The sequence below is a fragment of the Sulfolobales archaeon genome (assembly GCA_038881635.1).
Classification (GTDB): domain Archaea; phylum Thermoproteota; class Thermoprotei_A; order Sulfolobales; family AG1; genus WYEN01.
In genome coordinates, this window is the sequence record JAVZPJ010000006.1 from 22,403 (window position 1) to 43,315 (window position 20,913).

General features: G+C 39.1%; 22 protein-coding genes and 1 tRNA gene. 12 read left to right on the top strand and 11 right to left on the bottom strand.

Annotated features, from left to right (window positions below):
* Positions 1-4: 4 nt before the first annotated feature.
* The 3 genes from QXS89_05300 to QXS89_05310 are packed head-to-tail and all read left to right on the top strand — an operon-like array spanning position 5 to position 4,165.
* Positions 5-1,273: an NDP-sugar synthase gene (locus QXS89_05300; protein MEM3831593.1), complete on the top strand. Its 1,269-nt coding sequence runs from the start codon at positions 5-7 to the stop codon at positions 1,271-1,273.
* 42 nt (positions 1,274-1,315) lie between these two features.
* Positions 1,316-2,539 carry a glycoside hydrolase family 57 protein gene (locus QXS89_05305; GenBank protein MEM3831594.1) on the top strand — a complete coding sequence of 408 codons (1,224 nt, stop codon included), beginning with the start codon at positions 1,316-1,318 and terminating at the stop codon, positions 2,537-2,539.
* A 15-nt stretch (positions 2,540-2,554) separates the two neighbouring features.
* Positions 2,555-4,165, top strand: a complete 1,611-nt coding sequence (locus QXS89_05310; GenBank protein ID MEM3831595.1) for a glycogen/starch synthase — start codon at positions 2,555-2,557, stop codon at positions 4,163-4,165.
* 2 nt (positions 4,166-4,167) lie between these two features.
* Here QXS89_05310 and QXS89_05315 read toward each other — a convergent pair whose 3' ends face one another.
* Positions 4,168-5,520, bottom strand: a complete 1,353-nt coding sequence (locus QXS89_05315) for a hypothetical protein (GenBank protein ID MEM3831596.1) — start codon at positions 5,518-5,520, stop codon at positions 4,168-4,170.
* A gap of 214 nt (positions 5,521-5,734) precedes the next feature.
* On the opposite strand from QXS89_05315, the gene QXS89_05320 reads away from it, so the two are divergent.
* Genes QXS89_05320 through QXS89_05335 form a run of 4 tightly spaced genes read left to right on the top strand, consistent with a single transcriptional unit; the run spans position 5,735 to position 7,915 of the window.
* Complete coding sequence (locus QXS89_05320) at positions 5,735-6,457, top strand: DUF2192 domain-containing protein (protein ID MEM3831597.1); 723 nt, start codon at positions 5,735-5,737, stop codon at positions 6,455-6,457.
* Positions 6,458-6,500: 43 nt separating this feature from the next.
* Complete coding sequence (locus QXS89_05325; protein ID MEM3831598.1) at positions 6,501-6,746, top strand: hypothetical protein; 246 nt, start codon at positions 6,501-6,503, stop codon at positions 6,744-6,746.
* Positions 6,747-6,772: 26 nt separating this feature from the next.
* Complete coding sequence (locus QXS89_05330) at positions 6,773-7,138, top strand: M67 family metallopeptidase (protein ID MEM3831599.1); 366 nt, start codon at positions 6,773-6,775, stop codon at positions 7,136-7,138.
* Positions 7,139-7,150: 12 nt separating this feature from the next.
* Positions 7,151-7,915, top strand: coding sequence for a phosphoglycolate phosphatase (locus QXS89_05335; GenBank protein ID MEM3831600.1), 765 nt, complete (start codon positions 7,151-7,153; stop codon positions 7,913-7,915).
* An 83-nt stretch (positions 7,916-7,998) separates the two neighbouring features.
* Here QXS89_05335 and QXS89_05340 read toward each other — a convergent pair whose 3' ends face one another.
* Positions 7,999-8,901, bottom strand: a complete 903-nt coding sequence (locus QXS89_05340) for a radical SAM protein (GenBank protein ID MEM3831601.1) — start codon at positions 8,899-8,901, stop codon at positions 7,999-8,001.
* Positions 8,885-10,120, bottom strand: a complete 1,236-nt coding sequence (locus QXS89_05345; protein MEM3831602.1) for an Nre family DNA repair protein — start codon at positions 10,118-10,120, stop codon at positions 8,885-8,887. Before QXS89_05345 ends, QXS89_05340 begins: the two co-directional genes overlap by 17 nt.
* A gap of 135 nt (positions 10,121-10,255) precedes the next feature.
* On the opposite strand from QXS89_05345, the gene QXS89_05350 reads away from it, so the two are divergent.
* From QXS89_05350 to QXS89_05360, 3 genes are all read left to right on the top strand, one after another.
* Positions 10,256-10,329, top strand: a tRNA-Met gene (locus tag QXS89_05350).
* Between the two features lie 78 nt (positions 10,330-10,407).
* Positions 10,408-11,253 carry a sulfite exporter TauE/SafE family protein gene (locus QXS89_05355; GenBank protein MEM3831603.1) on the top strand — a complete coding sequence of 282 codons (846 nt, stop codon included), beginning with the start codon at positions 10,408-10,410 and terminating at the stop codon, positions 11,251-11,253.
* The gene (locus tag QXS89_05360) at positions 11,250-11,570 is read left to right on the top strand and encodes a hypothetical protein (GenBank protein MEM3831604.1); all 321 of its coding nucleotides are present in this window, start codon (positions 11,250-11,252) and stop codon (positions 11,568-11,570) included. The genes QXS89_05355 and QXS89_05360 overlap by 4 nt, the downstream gene beginning before the upstream one ends.
* Positions 11,571-11,668: 98 nt before the next feature.
* Here the strand turns inward: QXS89_05360 and QXS89_05365 are convergent, their stop codons facing one another.
* Together QXS89_05365 and QXS89_05370 are read right to left on the bottom strand one after the other, a co-directional pair.
* Positions 11,669-12,577 carry a dihydrodipicolinate synthase family protein gene (locus QXS89_05365; GenBank protein ID MEM3831605.1) on the bottom strand — a complete coding sequence of 303 codons (909 nt, stop codon included), beginning with the start codon at positions 12,575-12,577 and terminating at the stop codon, positions 11,669-11,671.
* Between the two features lie 119 nt (positions 12,578-12,696).
* A complete protein-coding gene (locus tag QXS89_05370; GenBank protein MEM3831606.1) occupies positions 12,697-13,110 on the bottom strand; it encodes a 6-carboxytetrahydropterin synthase in 414 nt (137 codons plus the stop codon).
* 49 nt (positions 13,111-13,159) lie between these two features.
* Here QXS89_05370 and QXS89_05375 point away from each other — a divergent pair, with 49 nt between their 5' ends.
* Positions 13,160-13,621, top strand: a complete 462-nt coding sequence (locus QXS89_05375) for a hypothetical protein (GenBank protein ID MEM3831607.1) — start codon at positions 13,160-13,162, stop codon at positions 13,619-13,621.
* 10 nt (positions 13,622-13,631) lie between these two features.
* Here QXS89_05375 and QXS89_05380 read toward each other — a convergent pair whose 3' ends face one another.
* From QXS89_05380 to QXS89_05395, 4 genes are all read right to left on the bottom strand, one after another.
* On the bottom strand, positions 13,632-14,894 hold the full coding sequence (locus QXS89_05380) for a molybdopterin molybdotransferase MoeA (GenBank protein MEM3831608.1): 1,263 nt from the start codon (positions 14,892-14,894) through the stop codon (positions 13,632-13,634).
* Positions 14,895-15,058: 164 nt separating this feature from the next.
* Positions 15,059-16,804, bottom strand: coding sequence for a glutamate--tRNA ligase (locus tag QXS89_05385; GenBank protein MEM3831609.1), 1,746 nt, complete (start codon positions 16,802-16,804; stop codon positions 15,059-15,061).
* Positions 16,801-17,295: a DUF2118 domain-containing protein gene (locus QXS89_05390; GenBank protein MEM3831610.1), complete on the bottom strand. Its 495-nt coding sequence runs from the start codon at positions 17,293-17,295 to the stop codon at positions 16,801-16,803. Before QXS89_05390 ends, QXS89_05385 begins: the two co-directional genes overlap by 4 nt.
* A 5-nt stretch (positions 17,296-17,300) precedes the next feature.
* Complete coding sequence (locus tag QXS89_05395; GenBank protein ID MEM3831611.1) at positions 17,301-18,299, bottom strand: polyprenyl synthetase family protein; 999 nt, start codon at positions 18,297-18,299, stop codon at positions 17,301-17,303.
* Between the two features lie 92 nt (positions 18,300-18,391).
* On the opposite strand from QXS89_05395, the gene QXS89_05400 reads away from it, so the two are divergent.
* Positions 18,392-19,276, top strand: coding sequence for a magnesium transporter CorA family protein (locus tag QXS89_05400; GenBank protein ID MEM3831612.1), 885 nt, complete (start codon positions 18,392-18,394; stop codon positions 19,274-19,276).
* A 4-nt stretch (positions 19,277-19,280) separates the two neighbouring features.
* On the opposite strand, the gene QXS89_05405 is transcribed toward QXS89_05400, so the two are convergent.
* The gene (locus tag QXS89_05405; GenBank protein MEM3831613.1) at positions 19,281-19,859 is read right to left on the bottom strand and encodes a hypothetical protein; all 579 of its coding nucleotides are present in this window, start codon (positions 19,857-19,859) and stop codon (positions 19,281-19,283) included.
* 239 nt (positions 19,860-20,098) lie between these two features.
* The gene (locus QXS89_05410; protein MEM3831614.1) at positions 20,099-20,596 is read right to left on the bottom strand and encodes a zinc ribbon domain-containing protein; all 498 of its coding nucleotides are present in this window, start codon (positions 20,594-20,596) and stop codon (positions 20,099-20,101) included.
* Between the last annotated feature and the right edge of the window lie 317 nt (positions 20,597-20,913).

Sequence of the window (20,913 nt, forward strand, 5' to 3'; positions counted from 1 at the left end):
ATTTATGTGTAATACTATATATGGAGTGTTTATTGTTATGATCAGATATGCTATTATTCCTCTAGGAGGTCTTGGTACTAGACTTTATCCTCTGACTGTTGAAACTTCTAAAGCTATGATAAGGTTTTTGAATAGACCTCTTATAGAGTTTATAATATACAAGCTCGCCTCTCAGGGTGTTAGAGAGATTTATCTTGGTGTGAGTGGTTACGTGAATTACAGGACTGTATATGATTATCTAGGGGAGGGTTATAGAGTAGCTGGAAAGTATAACATGCCTCAGTCTTTTAGAGTGAGATATCAGCCTCTTGAAGAGAGTGTTGGCAATGCTGATTCTGTTAGAATAGTTCTCGAGTACTATGACATAAGATCGCCTGTTCTAGTTGTTCAGGGTGATACGGTTTTCGACTTAGAACTTGTGGATCTGTGGAGATATCATGTGGATAGAGAATCTTTTATGACAATAGCTTTGAAAGAGATCGAGAAAGTAGAGGATTTGAAAGAGTTTGGAGTTGCTATGATAGAGGATGATGGAAGGATCAGAGGCTTCGTGGAGAAGCCTCAGAAACCTGAAGAGATCCCTAGCAAGCTTGTTAACACAGGGATCTACCTGCTCTCGGAGGAGTTCAGATCATTCATATCATCTCCAAGGATTATGGATATGAGATCTAAGGGTTTAATGGATTTCGGCAGAGATATAATACCTCTACTAATAGCAAGCGGAGCAAGAGTTTATGGCTATAGCAAAGTCTCATACTGGTTTGACATAGGTAATCCTAAGAGATATCTAGAAGCCGTGTACTTCCTTCTAAAAGTTCTCTCTCTAGAAGAACTCGAGGTCACAGAAGTATGGAATGGAGTTAGATTTCAGGGGAAGAGTAGCAGGTCTAAATCTCTACATAGAGAGATTATAAGGAAAGCTGAGGAGAAGAGGATCAAATTAGAGGGAGACATACTTATAGGGAGACATGTCTCGATAGGAGACTGGGTTGCGGTCAGAGATGCTGTCATAGATAACTATACTATTATAAGTGATGGAGCTGTTATAGAAGGATCTGTTATCATGGATAGATCATATATTGGTAGAGGGAGTCATATCATAAATAGCATTATAGGCAGGCATGTTAAGATAGGTAGTAACGTCTTCATAGAGGGTTCTGTCATAGGAGATGATGTTAAGATAGGAGATAACAGCAGAATTATTAAAAGCAAGATATGGCCTCATAGAGAGTTAGATCCCATGATAAGTATGGAGAATATAAGCTTTAAATAATCTGTAATCAAATACTCAGCTAAAGACTTAAAGGTGGTAGATTTGGTTTTAAATCTCGTGATGATGTTTGAAGCTCACCAGCCTTATAGAATTAAGAGTGAAATAGATCTATCTATAGAGGATCCCGATGAGCTAATTGATAGAGAGCTTGATAGACTGATAATAAATAGAGTTGTTGAGAAATGCTATAGTCCAGCACTAGATGTTATCAAGAAAAGTCTTTTAGAAGCCTCCGAAAGATATGGATGGAGATACTCTATAGGCATGAGCATATCAGGAACTCTCATAGAACAACTTGAGGAAACAAATCCTCAGGTTCTTGAGAAGATAAGAGAGCTTGTCTCATTAGATCTTTTAGAGATCGTTGCAGAACCTTACTATCATAGTCTGGCATCAGAACTTAGCAGAGAAGAGTTTGAACATCAGCTGGATTTCTCGAGAGAAGTTTTAAAGGAGAAGCTAGGAAGAGAACCTGTGGGAGCTGTTAATACAGAGCTTATATATAGGGATGAGATTGGATGTTGGATAGCTGAGAAGGGTTTTAGATATACTATTATAGAAGGTTCTGAAAGGATCTTCAGAGAGGATCCTAATCATATTTATTCTGGGGAGTGTGGTCTGAAGATTCTTGCTAGACATTATAGATTGAGTGATGATATAAGCTTTAGATTCAACTTAAGGTCATGGGATCAATATCCTCTCACAGCTGATAAATATGCTGAATGGATCTATAGATCTCCTGGAGATCTCGTGGTAGTATATCTAGACTTCGAAACATTCGGAGAACATCATCCGAAAGAGAGTGGGATATTAGAGTTTTTAGAGTATCTACCTTTAGAACTTGGTAGAAGAGGTGTGAGAATCATAAGCCCCTCCCAAGCTATAGAGCTTTTCCAGCCTGCTGGATATGTGAAGACTGGTGAGACCTCTAGCTGGGCTGATACGTCTAAGGATCTTAGAGCTTGGCTGGGTAATAATCTTCAGCTGGCAGCTTTCAATCTATATAAAGATATAGGAGTTCGCGTTCTAAGATTAGGAGATGAAAAACTTGTTAGAATCTGGAGGATCCTGGGAGAAGCAGATCATTACCACTACATGTATTATGAACCTGGATCGGATTTTCCTGTTCATGATTATTTCTCGTATCATGAGTCTCCTAGAAAAGCTTTTGAAAGCTACTTGAGAGCTCTGCTAGTGCTTTCCATGGCTCTTGAAAGAAAGAGGTTTGAGAAGAGAACTCGTAGAAAGAGTAGGCGAGCTAGTTGATCTGGGGGTTTGATTATGTGGACCCCTCTAAATGTTAAGAGGGTTTGGATCTTCACATTCGAGTTAGAAGATCTAGCGAGAGTAGGAGGTCTAGGATCAGCTGTGAGAAGACATGTCGAGATTCTTGAGAGAGAAGGTTTTGATATCACGATCTTCATGCCTTCACATGGAAGACACCTGTCTAATGATATTAGAGAGAGATATAGGCTAAGATTTGAGGAAAACTTCAGATGCTGCGGATCTAGACGTGGTATTGACGGTAGAGACTACGGGTATTGTCTAGGTGCTTATACTGGGAGAATAAGCTCTGCAAAGCTGGTGCTCTTCATAGGACTCGACCCCTGGACAGGATCTATCATAGATAGATGGGAGATCTATGATAATTCTCCGGAGAAAGTCTCTCTATCAATCAGAGCTCTAAGATGCTGGCTTAACTACTCTAGAGAGAGACCAGACATAATCATAGGAAATGACTGGCATGGCGGTCTCATAGCTTCTGCGGCGAGGATATATCTAGAGGAGGAGAATCTCTCAATACCATACATATACTTCATACATCTACTCTCATCTCAAGCCTTCCCCTATCACTATATATCTTCAGAATGGTCTGGTCTTCCAGATAGACCTATACCTCTCTGGAGGTTCTGGAGACATGAGAAAATCCATATTAGAGATCTGTGGGATAGTCACAGAGGCTCTGTAGAGCTGTTTAACATAGATGTTGCAGATGCTATAGGATCTGTTAGCTATGGTTATATGAATGAGATTCTATCTAGAACTGATTACAGATACTCTCCTAAAGCATGTGTGATCTACAACACGACAGATTGGAATAGCAGAGATGTTGAAAGATATCTAGATACACTCTATGGAGGGCATGATAGATGTGCTCTTAGATGGAGATTCTATCGAGATATGATCAGTAGAGCAGGACCTTGTATAGGTCATATAGAGCCTGACGGCTTTCTAATAGTATCCGGAGGAAGACTCACATGGCAGAAAGGTTTTGATATACTCCTGAAATCTCTAGAGTATCTAGATCCAAGATTTAAGATCTTGATCCTTGGAGTCAGAGTAGGTGATACAAATTACGAGAATTATCTGAAGAGCATTGCAGACAGATTTTTTGGCAGAGCTCTTATAACATGTAACAACATAGAGAAGATAGTGTATGAGACTTTTAATTATCTCGCCAATGTTGTCGTTGTCCCATCAAGATACGAGCCTTTTGGTTTAACCTCTGTAGAAGCTCAAGCTGTTGGAACTCCAGTGGTTATTTCAAGGATCCCAGGTCTTTCAGAAACTATCAGAGATCTCAGATTAAACCCCTCTGGAACAGGTCTAGCCTCAGAACCCGAGGATCCTAGGGATCTAGCCATAGCTATAAAGACTCTGGCTATTATAACACAATCTCTTGACTGCGGATCTAGAGATGCTATAAATGAGATTCCTGAGGTTAGTGTCAGAGATCTTGTCAGAGCTAATCCTTCTATTATCGAGAAAATCAGAGAGAATTGCATAGATAATGTCAATAAAAACTTCCGAATAGAAGTGGTTGAAAACATGTTTAGAGAATGTATAGAAAAAGCAAGACTCTATGCCTACTACAGATCCTTCTCGTACTAGGATTAGGATCTTCTTCTGATAAAATGTAGGACTACACTTAGCACTAGTGCTATAGAGCCTATTAGGATGCCTGCTATGGTGTAGTTATAGTAGTCGCTCACAGCTCTCCTGAGATCACCTAGATCTAAAGATATTTTTGCAACAGCTGCAGATAGATTCTCAGATCTACTTACAGCATCATTGATCTTCTGGGAGTACATATTAACATCAGAACTCAGACGCTCTATAGTATCATTCATGAGAGACAGACTATTGGATAGAGTGCTTCCTATGCTATTTATAAGTGCTGTTATATTTGACACTGTGTTCTGAAGCATCTGATTGCTTCTGACAACATATTTAAGCTCACCCATAGAGCCTGTGAGCCATAGGATCATATTTCTGATAAATCTCGGTCCATCAAATCTGCTTCCATAATATGATGAAGCTATAATAGGAACACCTCCTCCCACAGGTGATGATCCTGATACTACTACTATTGAGTTGTTCAGATCACTCAGAATCTGTGCAGCGATCAAGGGATAGGATCCTTTCTCACCACTCTTATAAGCTCTCCCTCCAATCCCTTCCGGTGGTAGCTTGTACTCTGTTATAATACTATCAGGAGATGAGACAGCAATTATTTTTATATCGCTGTGATTAGCTAGGATCTGCTGATCTAGAGGATGCCATAGATCCTTTGAAACATCTCTGTATGCTATCACGCCAGGTCTGTACATCAGAATATCCTCCACGCCGAATGTTAAGAAGAGAAGATCGGAGCTCGGAGAAACTGTAGCTATGAGTCTGTATGGTGCTCCAGCATTTCTAACAGGATCTTCAATGCTCACATAGTCTAGAGCAAGACTTGAATTTATATATCCTAGAACCTTGTTAACCTCATTAATAACACTCTCACCATCGCCATAATCTCCTGTTCCAGCTATCCAGAGAGCTTTAGAACCTTGAGAAAGATAGTTTCTCAAAGCTTCTAGCTCGCTGTCTGTGAAGACATATCCAGGACTGATCTGGGGTATTATAATCAGATCTACTCCTAAATCAGTTAGAGTCATAATCCTTCCATCAGAGGTTCTAAAACCACTGAGATCCCCGAATAGAAGTGTTGAGAGGATTTTAACAGATGCTGGTAGCATACTTGCTTGACTCTCATTACTCAGCAGAATATACACGCTACCATCATAGATCTCTTTAACCAGTATATCCAACCCGCTAATATTCTGACCATGACTTAGATCTATTAGAACACTATAGCTATAACCCCTCTCATCTCCAGCTCTCACGATGGCGGATATCTCAGATACCGAGGCTATTGATATTAATAATAGTATTAACCCAGCGATCTTTCTATGATCCATTTATCACTTCACCAAATACATTTTGTTGAGGAGTATTTTAAGTTCCTAGGCTTTGAGGAGGTTTTGAAAGTCTTCTGGATGATATGTTCTCTGTCTAAGAGACTCGAGAATTGGAAGAAGAGATAATAAGATATCTTAAGATTAAATATAAACTTACATAAGAGCTGAACTTCTAATAAATTCTTAGGTATTGGGAGCAGTCCAGGGATCGAATATGGATGTGAGGAGGAAAAGGCTTAAAATACTTGTGGATATATGGAGTATGATTTTGGAGAGAAGAGATCTCTCTAGAGAAGAACTTATAGAGATTCTTAGAAGAGAATATGAGAGGAACAATGTAGAACCTTTTAGAGGAGTTTCTAAGTCTCAGGATCTCTATGAGAAGGATCTTATATCGCTCTACCTCGTAGGATTATACGGGCTGGGTTTGGAAAGCGAGATCTCAGATATTATTAGTAGGGTTCTAGAGCCTGAGAAGAAGTACGAGCAAGCATCAGAGATCCTCTTAAAATCTCAGAATATTGAAGAAGCTAGGGAGAATATTATAAATCTCTTCGGAAGGATTCCAGACTCATCTATTTTATCAAAGATCTTTCGTGTCGAGATTTTAAAACACTATCTAGGCTTTATAGAGGAGGATAGAATGGCTCGAATGCTCAGGATCATGTATAGAGCATTTCCGGAGGAGGAGGCTACTGTGAGAAGACTTAGCAAGTTCTATATAGCGTATAAAGTGGCGCAAGCTATTGCAAGAGGCGAGATCAGAGATTGGACTAGTAAGGAGATACTTAAACAAGCTATAGCAGTAGAGTTGGAAGGTATAAGAGGTATTCCAGATGATGATTATATTGCTAAGATAGCTTCAATACTCTTCGGTGTTAAGAAAGATATCTACACATCTATACTGAGAGTTAAGGGTGACAGGATCTCTAGGTAAGTTTTTAATATCTTAGAAGAATAGATTATGAAGGTATGTTAGATTGATAGATACAGAGCTTGAGAAGAAATATGTTGTAAGCAAGAGAGGAAGGAAAATCCTTGTCGAGATAAGAAAGAGGAGAGATGGTAAGAGCATAATAGTTGTCGAGAAAACATTCAAGCATGTCTTCATGAAAGGAGATGAAGAGATGGAATGGAATCAAGAGTTTAAAGATGCTGAAGAGATAGAATACGAGAAGCTTCCAGCAGAGGTGCGAAGAGTATTATCTTCAGTAACAAGATACTGAGGATAAGCTGGAGTGTTCTTAACAAGATCTTTAAAGAAGCTTCGAGAGATAGAGAGTCTTGCGGTCTTTTAGGAGGTCGTATAAGGGATTCAATATATGAAGCTACCCACATGATGTTTATTAAGAATATATCGGAGGATCCTAATACCTTTATAATGGATCCTTTGGAGACTGTCAGAGGATTGAAAGCTTTGGAGGAGCAGGGATTAGAACTTGTAGGGATCTTCCATACCCATCTAGGGTATCCTCCGATCCCTAGTTTCAGAGATCTTGATGGTATGGATGGATGGCCTGTACCATGGCTTATAGTTGATCTTAGGAGTGGAGAGTATAGAGCATGGATTAAAAAAGACGGAAGACTAGATATGATAGGTATAGAACTGATAGTCTGAGATGAAAACAGCTTGAGATCTTCTGCTGAGAATTCTACCAGGATCAGAGCTGTGATAACCGATATAGACGGAACTCTTACACAGAGTTCAGAGAGCTACGTGCTTCACATAGGTGCTGTTGAGATTATAAGAAGAATTGTTAGAGAAGGATATATTGTTGTTCTAGCTAGTGGAAATAGTATTCCCATGGTTCTAGGACTTGCAAGATACATAGGATCTTCTGATATCGTGATAGCTGAGAACGGAGGTGCTATAGCATATGAAAACGAGATCAAATGGCTTTGCAAAGATAGTGAGAGAGATAAACTAGTAGAATTTGAAGATCTTGTGTATAGAGAAGGTGTGTTGAGAGATCGCATTAGAAGAGGTTGGCAGAATGATTTCATGAGATGTAGTAAAGCATTTAAGATCCTGAGAAAGGATGAGAGAGCCGAAGAGATTAAAAGAATAATGATGAGAATAGCTGAAGAGAGAGGGTTCAAGGATCTCTTGATATCATATAGTGGTTTTGCAATCCATGTAAATCCTGTAGGCTGTAGCAAGGCTGAAGCAGCAGAGAAGCTACTTAACCTCTATTCTATCTCATGGGATGAAACTCTAGCTATAGGTGATTCTGAGATAGATCTTGAGATGATCAGGAGAGCCGGCTACGGATGTCTCATAGCTAGCAAATATGAAGAGAATCTCAAGTGGGTTGGATGTACCTCATCTAGGAGAGCTGGCGAGGGATTCATAGAGATCATAGAGAAGATCTTAGGTTTTAAACTGGAGAGCTAGGACTCGAATTAATACAGGATCTTTGGACATAAGAAACTGCTGAAATGAATTGATCTTGTAAGATGATTGAGGATGGCCTCTAGCTATTTGAATAGATCTAGCTTCAGATTCTTCCACCTTCTCTCCTCAGATAAAGTCTTCCACATATCTTCTGCCGTGCTGCATCTAACATTTTGCTCTCTGCATATTCTCATGATCGCTTCCGAAAGATCTCTCCACCAGATATGAGTTTTGGTATTCATTATTCTTCTAATCTCCTCGCTTCCAAGGTTTTTTTCAAGTGCTTTCAATCCTCTTTCTCTCTCTCTGAAGAGATCTATTATAACCTCACTTTTTGTTTCTCTTGCGAGTTCTATTATTCTTCTGATATCCTCAAGTTTGTCATTGATTCTAGGTATTATAGGTCCTATGAAGATCCATGTAGAAATCCCTGAACTAGAGATCTTTCTCAAGGCTCTCTCGATAGCCATAGGATGAGTGGTTTTAGGCTCTATTAATCTCTTCAGATCAGGATCTAGTGTTGTTATGGTGAAGCCTACATCAATTCTATCTCTATAAGTAGTGAGCAGATCTAGATCTCTTAAGATCAAAGGTGATTTGGTCTGTATAGATATTCTAAAGCTGTTGCTTGCTAGAATTTCTATAGATCTCCTGCTAAGCTTATAGAAAGCTTCTATAGGTATGTAAGGGTCTGTTATAGTAGACATTCCCACAACACCTCTCTTCAGGATTCTAACCTCTCTTCTGAGAACATCTATTAGATTGATCTTAACATAAACCACTTCACCCCATCTCTCACCAGCTTCACCTCTAGTCATATCCTGAGCATAGCAGTAGAGACAACCATGCTGGCATCCTATATAGGGGTTGAGACTGTAATCATATTCTGGAAGACCTGATCTAGATAGAGCTTTTTTAACTCTTATCTCTCTAACCACTAGATCTCTCATTTTTACTTCATCTACATCTCTACTTTCTACCTGCATACGAGTCCAGCTTCTTCTCGAGTAGAATCTTAGATATATAAGATCTCTCGATCCATTTTTCTAGAGGTATTCTAAGAACTCCTCGAATCATGTTAAGAGCTTCTCTAAAACTTCCAGCTCTCATAGGTTTTCCACGCATCATCTCTCTAATATTTTCTCTGACAAACCACACTCCTATAGGAAGATCGAATCCTGGATAGATCTCTCTCCAGAGAATTGCAGAAGCCTGTCTACCCATAGAATGAAGAGCTTCTGCTACAGCAAGCCTCGAAGCATAATAGCATCCTCCTATAGAGGGGTAGCTACTTCTACCGCTATGAAGCTCGTAATCTACTTCAATCTCAGGATTCAAACCCCAGGCATTCCATGTTGTTCCGGGAAACCATGCTTCGCCCCATTCAAACATCCATTGCGTAGGAGCTAGTATCCCTATGAATAGATTTCCATGTGTTTTTCTTATGAATATCATGTAGTCTTCTATCAGAGGCATCTCTCTAATTCTCCTTACAAGTTCTTCAGAAATCATGCTGTCAACAGCTGTTATAGCCCATCTTGTTGGCACTATTCTTCTACTTCTTCTACTACCTAGAGCTCCTATACTGAGAATTCTAGAGATCTTATTTACATCAACTCCTGATCTATAGAGGATCTTCACAGCTTCAGAAGCTTTGAGATCCGTATCATAGTAAACCTTACTCACAGATCTATCCATAGAGATGTTTGAATTTATCTCAAACCTTCTCAGATAAGACCAAGGACCTAGAGGAGGTGTGTGTTCTGAGAGAATACCTCCTCTAGGAGGTTTTTCAAAGCTCATGAAAATATCTACGGGTTTTGATGAGAGAGCTAGTTCTTGGATCTCTAGAAGTCTTCTATCAGGATCTCTAGCAGCATCAACATTATAAGATACGCCTCCTCTCACAATTGAAAGTCTTAACGCTAGAAATCTCTCAAGATTCATTCTAAGCCATTTAGAAGGATCTTCCAAATGTGATGTGTCACCTCTGATAGGTGGCGCTGAGGGGTATATCATGATCTTTGGATATCCTACTCTACCCACAAAAACAGTAGGAGGAGAAGAACCTTCTAAAAATTCCGATTCAAGTTTTTGAGAAAGTATAAGATCTCTAGACTTCATAACTAGAATAGGACAGTACCCTCTACCACATAAATATTTTGACCCTCTACATCTGATGCAAAGCTCTGGTGATATTTTCAAAACCTTCTACTCCTAATATATAGAAATCAAATACTCAGTTAAATAATATAGGTAGACCTCTACTCACTCTCATTAAATCTCCTAGGCATATTTTTAAAAGGCTTGAAGAGTATAGTAATAATGGCGGGGCCGGGCAGCGGGGTAGGGCAGCCTGGTAGCCCGCGGGGCTCATAACCCCGAGGTCCGAGGTTCAAATCCTCGCCCCGCTATATTTAATCTGTTTAGATTTTGTTGCTACTTCTTATATTCTAGCTTCGATAATACTGATTTGAGAGAGGAAGCTTGCAATGGATACACTGGTGATGATCATAGCATACTTCTTAACAGGTTTTCTAGGAGGCTTCATAGGATCTATGACAGGTCTTGGAGGAGCTTCTATAGCAACTCCTATACTAAGTACTATTCTTGGTGTTCCTTTAAGACTTTCTATAGCAACTTCTTTCGCTACGATCACGGCTAATAGTATTGCTAGTAGTGCTAGATATATCTTGGAAGGACTTACCAGTATTAGATTAGGAATTCTAATAGCTCTACCAGCTCTTCTAGGAGTGGTAGTAGGAGTTTACACTAATATATCTCTAGATATTCGTATAATATACATCTTATATGGTTTGACTACGATATCTCTTATAATTCTAGGTCATCTTAAGACATGGTTTGGGAGAGTTTTCAGAATAGAAGGGATCTCTATAAAGAGATTAGATCTATTTATTGTAAGAGGTGATTATATTGATAGAAGTGAGAATAGAAATATACATTTCGAAGCTCATAACTATATTCCAGCTATTCCTCTCATGATGTTAAGCGGCTTTATAGGAGGCTTGTTCGGAATCGGCGGAGGAGTTGTCAATGTTATCACAATGGAGATGGTTATGGGGGTGCCGATTAAGGTTGCTGTTGCTACCAGCACTTATGTTATAGGATATATATCTTCTGTGGGAAGTATACTCTACTGGAAGAAAGGTTTTCTAAGTATGGTGATAGCAAGTCTTATGATCCCTGGAATGATCCTAGGTTCAACTCTTGGATCCAGTCTCATGCCTAGGATGAGATCTCAATATGTTAGAATACTTTTCGAAGCAGTAGCATTATTCCTAGCCTTTAGAATGCTTCTGGAGGGGTTAAGCCATTGATGAGAGATTATAGAAGTATCCAAATTAAACTCTATAGATTCGGTATTCTGATATCGCTGGTAATGCTGGTGTCAGGGCTTTCTCTAGCACTATACTTGAATTCAGGAGAAGCTTCTAAGATATTCGATGTAAGTAGTGTAAGAGATCTAGGTATCTCAGGATCTCTGATGATAGCAGGACTTATAGTTCTTCTTACACTGCCTCTTCTCTCTCTAATAGTTCTTGCTATTGAAAGCATTATATCGAGAGATCGAAATAGTTTCATACTCTACATAATCCTAGCAGTTCTAATGATCTTGGTTATAGCAGGGATCTAGAGAATCTATTCAAATACTCTCGAAGCTTTTCCCCCGACATAAGATCTATAAGGAATATCTATAAAGATTAGAGCAGTAGAGATCTAGGTTTTCAGGATCTAGATTTTGATTTCAAGCTCCTCTAGAATTCTTCTTATCTTCTCCTCGTTTTCTAACGGCTCAGGCGTGAGAGGTGGTCTAACATATGGTTTAACAGGTGTACCCAGTATATTCAGTGCTGTCTTTACCGCTGTAGGATATGATGTAGCTATATCATATACACGTGCTAGTTTTAATAACTTCTTATACTCTCTATATGCTCTTTCGATCTCTCCTCGCAACCATGCATCATATACTGCCCTATGTATCTGTGGAGCTAGGTTAGCTAGAGCCATTATACCTCCGTCACCTCCCATCATAAGTACTGGTAGCAGTAGATCGTCTAAGCCTGTTAGAATGGCGAAGTCTTTTCTCGCATTCTTTACTTCGAATATGAGCTCGCGAAGATATGTATAGCTATCATATGTTATCTTAGCTCCTACTATATTGCTATACTCCTTAGCCAGTTCTACGTATAGACTTACAGGTATGTTGATTCCTGTCATGGCAGGTATATTGTATATTATGATCGGTATATCGATCTTCTCTGCTACTCTAGAGAAATGAAGTTTAAGTCTACCACCTGAGATCTTGAAGAAGAATGGAGGTGTTATAATAACTCCATCTACTCCGAGATCCTTGAATAATAATCCGAGTTCTATGGAATGATCAGTATAGTTGCTACTAATACCAGGTAGAACCCATGTTTTTCCTCCTACCTCTTCTATAACGGTTCTCGTTAGATCTATAGATTCTTCTTTTCTCAAATGAACAAACTCTCCAGTCGTAGAATTAGGAAAGATCCCGTGAACACCTTTAGAAACCTGATATCTCACAAGCCATCTCACAGCTTCAAGATCTATCGATAGATCTTCTTTAAAAGGTGTGATGAGAGGAGTTATAACTCCGTAGAATTTCGCTCCAGGCATTATATCACTCATATAGTTATTTCATGTTTATAATAAAAACCATGGTATATCTATGGTACGAGATTCTATAGATCTCGGTTTTACAGGGTATTATGCAGAGCTTTTTATCGAGATATGTTCTAGGGATATGAGACCTCTACAAAGTATCTTCCTCCTTCTCTTAATCTTAGATAAAGTTTTAGATCTCTTCTGTTAAGTATTTCATAGATCCTCTTTATGATATCTATTGCTATGTTTTCTATAGTTGCATTCCCCAGAGGATTTATAATGATTCTTTTTCTCATGTCCTCTGGAAATATAGATATATCATAATCTCTGGGTACTATGATCTTTCTATCATAACTCTCTAGAACTTTTCCAAGGATCTTCTCAAGCTCTCTCAGATCAATTATGTATCCTTTCTCGTTGATAAAACCTTCAACACATAGATCTATATAGTATGTATGTCCATGAGGATGCTCTCTCTCATTAAGAAGGTCTACAACATGGATAAGACTGATCTCTACACTCTGAACACCTACACAGATTCTCATAGAACCATCATTATTTTAGCATTATTAGAGAATAATAAGCGGGTTAGAAATGTCTCTTAAGAAAATACTAGAAGATGAGATCCTTCAGGAGAAGACTGTAGAACTGAGTAAAAGCGATCTAATAGAACTGGTAAACCAGCATCACCTAGCACTATCATGGTGTTCTCGTAGAGATGATATGAGAGAGGTATGTAGAAGATATCTTGAGACTGTCAGAAGTAGTATTAGAGCTCTAGCCTCTCTGAGAATGACTAAAATGCTACAATCCGATAATCCTCCCGCCTCAGATGAAATTCTTAACATAGTTGTTCTGATAAGAGATCTGTATCTTAGATATCTCTACGATCTTCCCATAGATCCTATGGAGAGGATTCCTGTGAGAATTAAAGCTGATATAAGATTAGGAGATAAGGTATTATTAAGAGGAAGAGGATATCTACTACCTCTGGTATTCGGTTTAAAACTTATAATCGCAGGACTTGCAGAGCCAATCATACTACCCCTAGCCTAGGCCTCCACTTCTAACCTTCATAGATCCTGTCTATCAAAAGCACTTCCACGTATTCACCCTCGTCAAAACCCTCCAGATCTTCTGGGATCACGAGAATCCCATTAGCTTTAGTAAGAGTAGAGAGGACACCGGAACCTGTTATAGCTAGAGGTTCTACTAAGATCTCTCCATTCTTCTTGAACACTCTGACTCTTACAAAACTTCTCGTAGAATGAGGATTTGCTATTCTCCTCACGATCCTCCCCCTCACCATAGGTTGAGGTTCTTCGTAGGCATTGTATGCCTTCAATATATATGGTTGTACAAAGAACTGAAAACCTACTAGGGAGGCTACTGGAAAGCCTGAGAACATGAATAGAGGCTTGCCTCTGACCATTGCAAGTCCTATGGTTCTTCCAGGTCTTATTCTAACTCCATGGAATACTATTCTACTATCTTCTATAGAGCTCACAACGTTGGGTACGAGATCTTCTTCTCCAATGCTTGAACCTCCTGTTGTGATCATTATATCAACTTTTTCTAATCCTTCTAAAATCTTCTCCATAATAATACTTCTGTCATCAGGGACAGTCCCAAGATCTATCGGTTCACACCCTGAATCTCTAGCTAGAGCTAGTAGAAGAGGCTTAGAACTGTTAAGAACAAAACCACTCTCAGGATCATAAGAACCCCCAGGCTCTATAACCTCGGATCCCGTGGATAGAACTCCTATTCTAAGCCTCCTGAAAACAGGGACTCTAGTAATATTCTGTGCAGCTAGAGTAGCTATATGCCAAGGTTTGATCCTGGATCCTCTTCTCACAATTATATCTCCTCTTCTGAAATCCTCGCCAGCTCTAGACACATTCTGATAAGATGCTACAGGTTTTAGAACTAGGATACTATCCTCCCTCTCTATAACGTGCTCAGCCATTACAACAGCGTCAGCACCTCTTGGAAGAGGTGCTCCTGTGAAGATCTTCATAGCTTCTCCTGCACCTATCTCGGGAATTTTACTAGGCTTTTCCCCTGCTGTGATTCTTCCTATCAATCTTAGCTCTACAGGATTTGTCTCGGAAGCTCCATAGGTTTCTGAAGATCTCACAGCATACCCGTCAACAGCACTTCTATCAAAAGGAGGTATGTCGTATCGAGCTACTATATCTTTTGAAGCATATCTACCCAGAGAATCTAGTAATTCTACCTCCTCGCTTTCGATCTCTCTGATCGATATATTTTCAAACATGATCTTCAGAGCTTCACCATATGTTATGAGCCTCCTGAACCCCTTCATAGTATCTCTCATAAAATCACCAGAATATGTTCTTATGCTAGAGTATTTATCTTAGATTTGTTTTAGAGAAGATTCTATTCTCTGCTAAATCTCTTCTACACTCAGAATGAGAGATGTATCAGAAACAGGATCTTATAAGATCTTGAGAAATGAGATCTTAATAGCTAGTCGTGAATGAATAGAAGCTGTGCTATTCTCTTGCTGGCTTTCATGATCTTAGCAAATCCAATTCTAATAAGCTGATATATTTGATCTCTTGTTTCTAGTATGCTCTTCTCAACATATCCTCTTCTTCTCTTCATTCTAAGTCCTTCTGGTACATATAGTTCTGAAGGAATCCTCTCTCTACCAATCCACTGAATGATCTGTAGCTTCAGTTTTCTAGCGGTATCAAGATCTCTAGATATGATCTTAGCTCTATAAGTGTTTTCATCGATTCTATTCAGAATCTCTATATTAGCTAGCTCCATAAGTCTTACTCTCTTCAGATCCTCAAGATCTCTTCTCTGAACATATACAAAGAAACCTTTATCATCTCGATCCACGCATAATCTCCTGGATCCAAGACTGCTATTGCTCGGGTGATACGGTATGTCGTTGCAAAGATCTTCTGAAGCATCTTCTAGATATATTTTCACAGGATCTTCTACATAGAAGATCCTCCTACTTATGCTATCAATATTCTTCCTATTAACAGCCGCTATAACATCCCATGAGATAGTTGCATCGCTAGGTTTCACACCTGTTTCAAGTATGATCTCTTTCACAGTCTCAGGAAGGATCCCTCTCTCTCTTAAACTTGCCAGAGTTCCAAACCTAGGATCTGAGAATCCTTTGAATTTACCTGGATATCTCTCGAGCAAGCTCTTAATTTTAGACTTGCTCAGTATAAATCCCTCAAGCTTGATCCTTCCATGAGATATAACTACAGGATATCTCCAGCCCATGTGATTATAGAGGAACATCTGCTTAATAGTATTCTGAGAATGCTCTCTACCTCTGAATATATGAGTCACACCCATAAGATGATCATCTACAGCAGCAGCGAAATTATATGTAGGCCACGCCACATATCTAGATCCTGTTATAGGGTGAGGGTTCTTATCAGTATCTATTATTCTGAAAGCTATCCAATCTATAACGCTAGGATCTGGATGACTTAGATCTGTTTTGATTCTGAGCACTGCTTCACCCTCTGAAAAACCTCCTGATATCATTCTATCGAAGAGTTCTAGGTTCTTGTAAGGATCTGAATCTCTGTAGGGAGAAGGTTTTCTCTCTATCTTAAGTTTTCTAAACTCTTCTCCAGGGAGGAGATCCACGTAAGCTCCGCCTCTCTCAATGATCTTTCTAGCAGTCTCATAATAGATCTCCATTCTAAGACTTTGAATATACTCTTCATCCCACCAAATACCTAGCCATCTGAGATCTTCTTTTATGATCTTATACGCCTCAGGCATAGGTTTTTTAAGTCTTGGATCGGTGTCCTCGAATCTTAGAATCATCTTACCACGATAGATCTCATGAGCATATACGTGAGACAATAGCGCAGGTCTTGCATTCCCTAGATGAAGTACGAAATCAGGGTTTGGAGCGAATCTTGTGACAACATAGTTATCATGTACCTCGGGTAGTTGCGGTAGTGTTTTCTTCTCTTCTCTTCTCATCTGAGGTTCTGCACCTATCTCTTCTAACAGCTTGATCTGCTCTTCAATACTCATAGAATTAACTCTTGAGATGATCTCATTAACCTTAGAAGCGATCTCTCTAGCTCTGGATCTAAGCTCCTGTCTTTCTCCTAGCACCTTATTTATCACAGGACCTGGAGAAGCTTTACCACCATGTTTTACAGCATTTTCTAGAGCGTGTCTAAGTATTATCTTCTCGATCTCATCATATGATGTACTCATCTAATCTCAACTCTATCTAATGATATTTTTTCGGCAAGTATTATAATAACACTGCTATAATCTTCTTCAAGCATGTTCGAGATGTAGATCACAACACCTTCGAGAGGAGATCTATATGTTCTGAACTCGCCTTTTCTAGTTAATATTTGAGCTATCCTAGATCCTTCTTTGATCTCTTCCCCCTCAGAAACCAGGGTTGTTACATATGATCCTTTTAATATGAGAGCTTTAAGAGAAGCACCTGATGGAACTAACAAGCCGTAGCTTGATCTGGGAGGTACTACCACAAATGATCTACTGCTCAGACTTCTCTCAGAATCATAGAAGTACTTGTAAGCTTCTTCATAAGGCTTTTCAACATAGCATTTCGAACATTCTCCACAGCCATGTCCCAAGATCTTAGCATCTTGGTCTAGACAGTAGCAATGCTCGGGATCTCTAACATCCTCGCAAAGGCTTTCGAGAAGTATGTAGGGATATTCAGATACCAATAAAACTACCTCTCTCTATATACGAGTCTTGAAGTGAGATCTCTGATCATGTCAATATACTGAGGATTCTTAGAAGAAGATCCTAGAATATCTAGCATTTTGAAGGCTTTCTCAGCATATATCTTAATAAGCTCCTCAGCTCTTCTAACGCCTCCATATGATATTATAAGATCTCTAGCTCTTAGGAGATCCTCTTGAGAAGAATTCTTATTTCCGATCACATTCAATAGAAATCTCCTATCATTCTCACTAGCTTCTCTAATCGCGTGGATCACCATTATAGTTCTCTTACCCTCCCTAAGATCGTTGAGAACAGGTTTTCCAGTCACCTTAGGATCTCCTAGAAGCCCTATTATATCATCTCTAATCTGAAATGCTATGCCAGCATACTCGGCATAGCTAGTACTATTTTCAAGATCTCTTTCACTAGATTCTCCGAGTAGCACTCCTATGCCTGCTGATGCTATGAATAGAGATGCTGTCTTCCTATAAACCATGTTAATATACTGATCCTCTGAAACTTCTGAGAAGGTTGGTAGAGTAAGATCCAGTGCCTGACCTTCGGCAACTATCTCGGAAGCTCTGTTAAGAAGATCTATTATTCTGACAAGTTTATCAGGTGAGATTCTATCTCTCAATTTAAGAAGAGATCTATAGGCTTTAGCATATAGATAGTCTCCAGCTAGTATAGCCATAGGCTCTCCATAGACAACATGCGTTGTAGGAACACCTCTTCTCATCTCATCTCTATCCATGATATCATCATGAACTAGTGTGAAGTTATGAAGAATCTCTATAGCAGCTCCTGCCAGAGCTGCTGAATCAAGATCTCCTCCGAATGCTCCAGCGAATAGTCCTAGCATGAGAGGTCTGAGCCTCTTCCCCCCAGCTTTAATCAGATGTTTTGAAGCTAGCTCGAGTATTCTGATATCGCATGATATGATCTCCTCTATATGCTTTTCAACCATAGGTATGAATCTTCTGGCGAAGTCTTCATAGTTCAAACTATATCACAATAGATTGTTAGATAAGCTGTTCATAAATGAAGATCTGTTGTCTATATCTTTTTATCTTTATTAATTACATAGGTGGTATAGTGAGCTTCAAAGGATTCTTTAGAATGATCTTAGGAGAGGATTATAAGAATCTAAGTGAAAAAGATCTTTCAGAGATCATTGGAGATCACCTGAGATACCTAGGAGACGGGTATTGCGAGCATGAGAAAAACATGATAATATGCTCTCTAACAGCTCCAGAACTTGATGAGAGTTCTATGATTAGAGATCTGCATAGATTACTCATGATTTTAGAGCGATCAGAAGACAAGCTCTATCTCTATATAGATGCTGGCATCAACAGCATTACTCCACATGAGATCATCAAGAGGATAGAAGGCTTAAGCTCTACAGGAGAGGTTTTTCAGAAGATTCTCGAATATGTTGCTGAGGAATATCAAAGAGCTATTAATAAGATTGGTGAGAGAATTGATCTGGTTGAAGAGTTAATCGAGAGAGAAGAACTTGAAGAAGTGATTCGAGAAACTCATGATATTAGAAGAAATCTTATCATGATGAGAAGACATATGAGAAACTTTCTAGGAATGCTTAGAGAGATATACGGCGACCAGAGGATCTTATCATACCTGCCGAAGCCTCAGAGAGTATTTGAATTAGTAGATGAGATTTCTATAGCGATAGAGATGAGCGAGATATATAGAGAGACTATATCAAGTATTAGAGAGATCCATGCATCACTTCTAGGACTTAAACTTAATGAAGTGGTTAAGAGGCTTACAGCGATAACAGTGGTTCTAATGCTACCAACACTAATAGCATCTATATACGGTATGAACTTTGATACCTCAAAACCTCTAAACATGCCTGAGCTGTCATGGGGTTTTGGATATATCTATGCTCTGTCTCTAATGCTTGTATCATCTATAGTAGGTTATATGGTTCTCAGACTTAAGAAATGGATCTAGTTTTTCAGCTTACTCTCTTAAGATATGAGATCTCATACTTCTCTCCTGCGATCAGTTCGAGCAGTTCTTCAGAGATGAGAGGTTTATCTCCTGCTAGAGGATAGGCGTAGGGTAGCATGATCTCGTGGATCATATTATCTATGGTTCTCTTTATAATTACTCCAAACACTACCGGTATGTCTCTTAATCTTCTTCCTCTCCATATCTCTCTAGCTATGTACACGCTTCCATCTATAGAGAATTGATATACTCCTATATTCCTCTTCAAAGCCTGAGGAAATCTATCTGAGAGAAGCTTCTTAGTTCTTCCAAGAGGAGGATGGGTTCCTAGGATGCCTCCTATCACTACTCCTTCGCAAGATCTAAGATCTTCAGGTTTTAACTCTTCTTCAGCCTGGGGATCTAATATCACAACTTTTGAGACATCCACCACCTCGTAAAATCTCTTCCTAGTACTAGGCAGGCCGGAAATTTCAACTCCTGTGATAAGAAGATCCTCGCCAGCTATAGCATAGCTATGTCTATACTCCGCTAGAATCCATCTACCTACATTTTCTTCTAAATGTTCTATGATGATCTTCATATTATCTCAGCCCAGATATGATATCTAGAATATTAACTTAGGGGTTCAGCTCTTATATAAGTTTATATAAGTTGTTTTCATCGCCTCATATTTCTTCCCCTGCATCGGTCTTGGGATTGCACCACCCTTAGATGTGTTTAGGAGCATCCCTAAACCCCTACATCTTAAGTATCTATGAAATAGGTTTATACATGCGATCAAGTCTCTATCTCCTGTGAATCCGCATTTAGTGCATCTCATTATTCTACCGCTATTATCTTTAACCTGCTTCCGCATCTCGAGCATTTTGATGATGTATTCATCGGGTTAACGTAGCTAACCAACAGTCTTCTCTCGAGAGCTTCATAGCTTATAGTGAATTGTATTTTTCTATAGAACCATAGTGATAGTTTTTTATTGAAATTACTACTTCTGTTGGCTCTATCTAATCTAGCTGTTAGTTTTCTGAGAACAGGTTTCTTACCATTATTCCTCTTACTAGATCTAACAACTGCTTTAGCGTATAAGTAGATCTGCTTAACATGATGTGCTCTAAAACCAAGCTCTCTAAGTTCTGAGTAGAATATCTTGTGTAGGGTTTTTATCGATGGTATCTCATCTAGATTCCAAACTCTGTCTACTACTAGTTGAACTGCATCACGATAGAGGTTAAGGAACTCGGTTAATGCTTTATAGTCATCGCTACTCTCGGGGAGAGCCTTCATCTTAAGAGTCTCAATAAGCTCTCCAACCCTCATCGAGTAGCTCCCGTACTCAGTTACAGATAACAGAATTTGTCAGAATTTATAAAGATTCCTTTTTTTTTCTATACCTGGCGAGAGATAAGATAAAAGAATTCTACTTCGTAAAGTATAGCGTTATAAAGTATAGGAGAAGAGACTACATCCTCTACCTACTAGGAAGAGATAAGAAGATAAAATATCCCCACAGAAAAGAAATATACGTAATAATCACAGAAGAATAAATAAAATAATATAAATCTATGTGAAAACCGAAACAGTTGCGTTAGGCATTTAGGAGAGAAGTTGATCGAAGATCTGTTGCTGGGATGGTA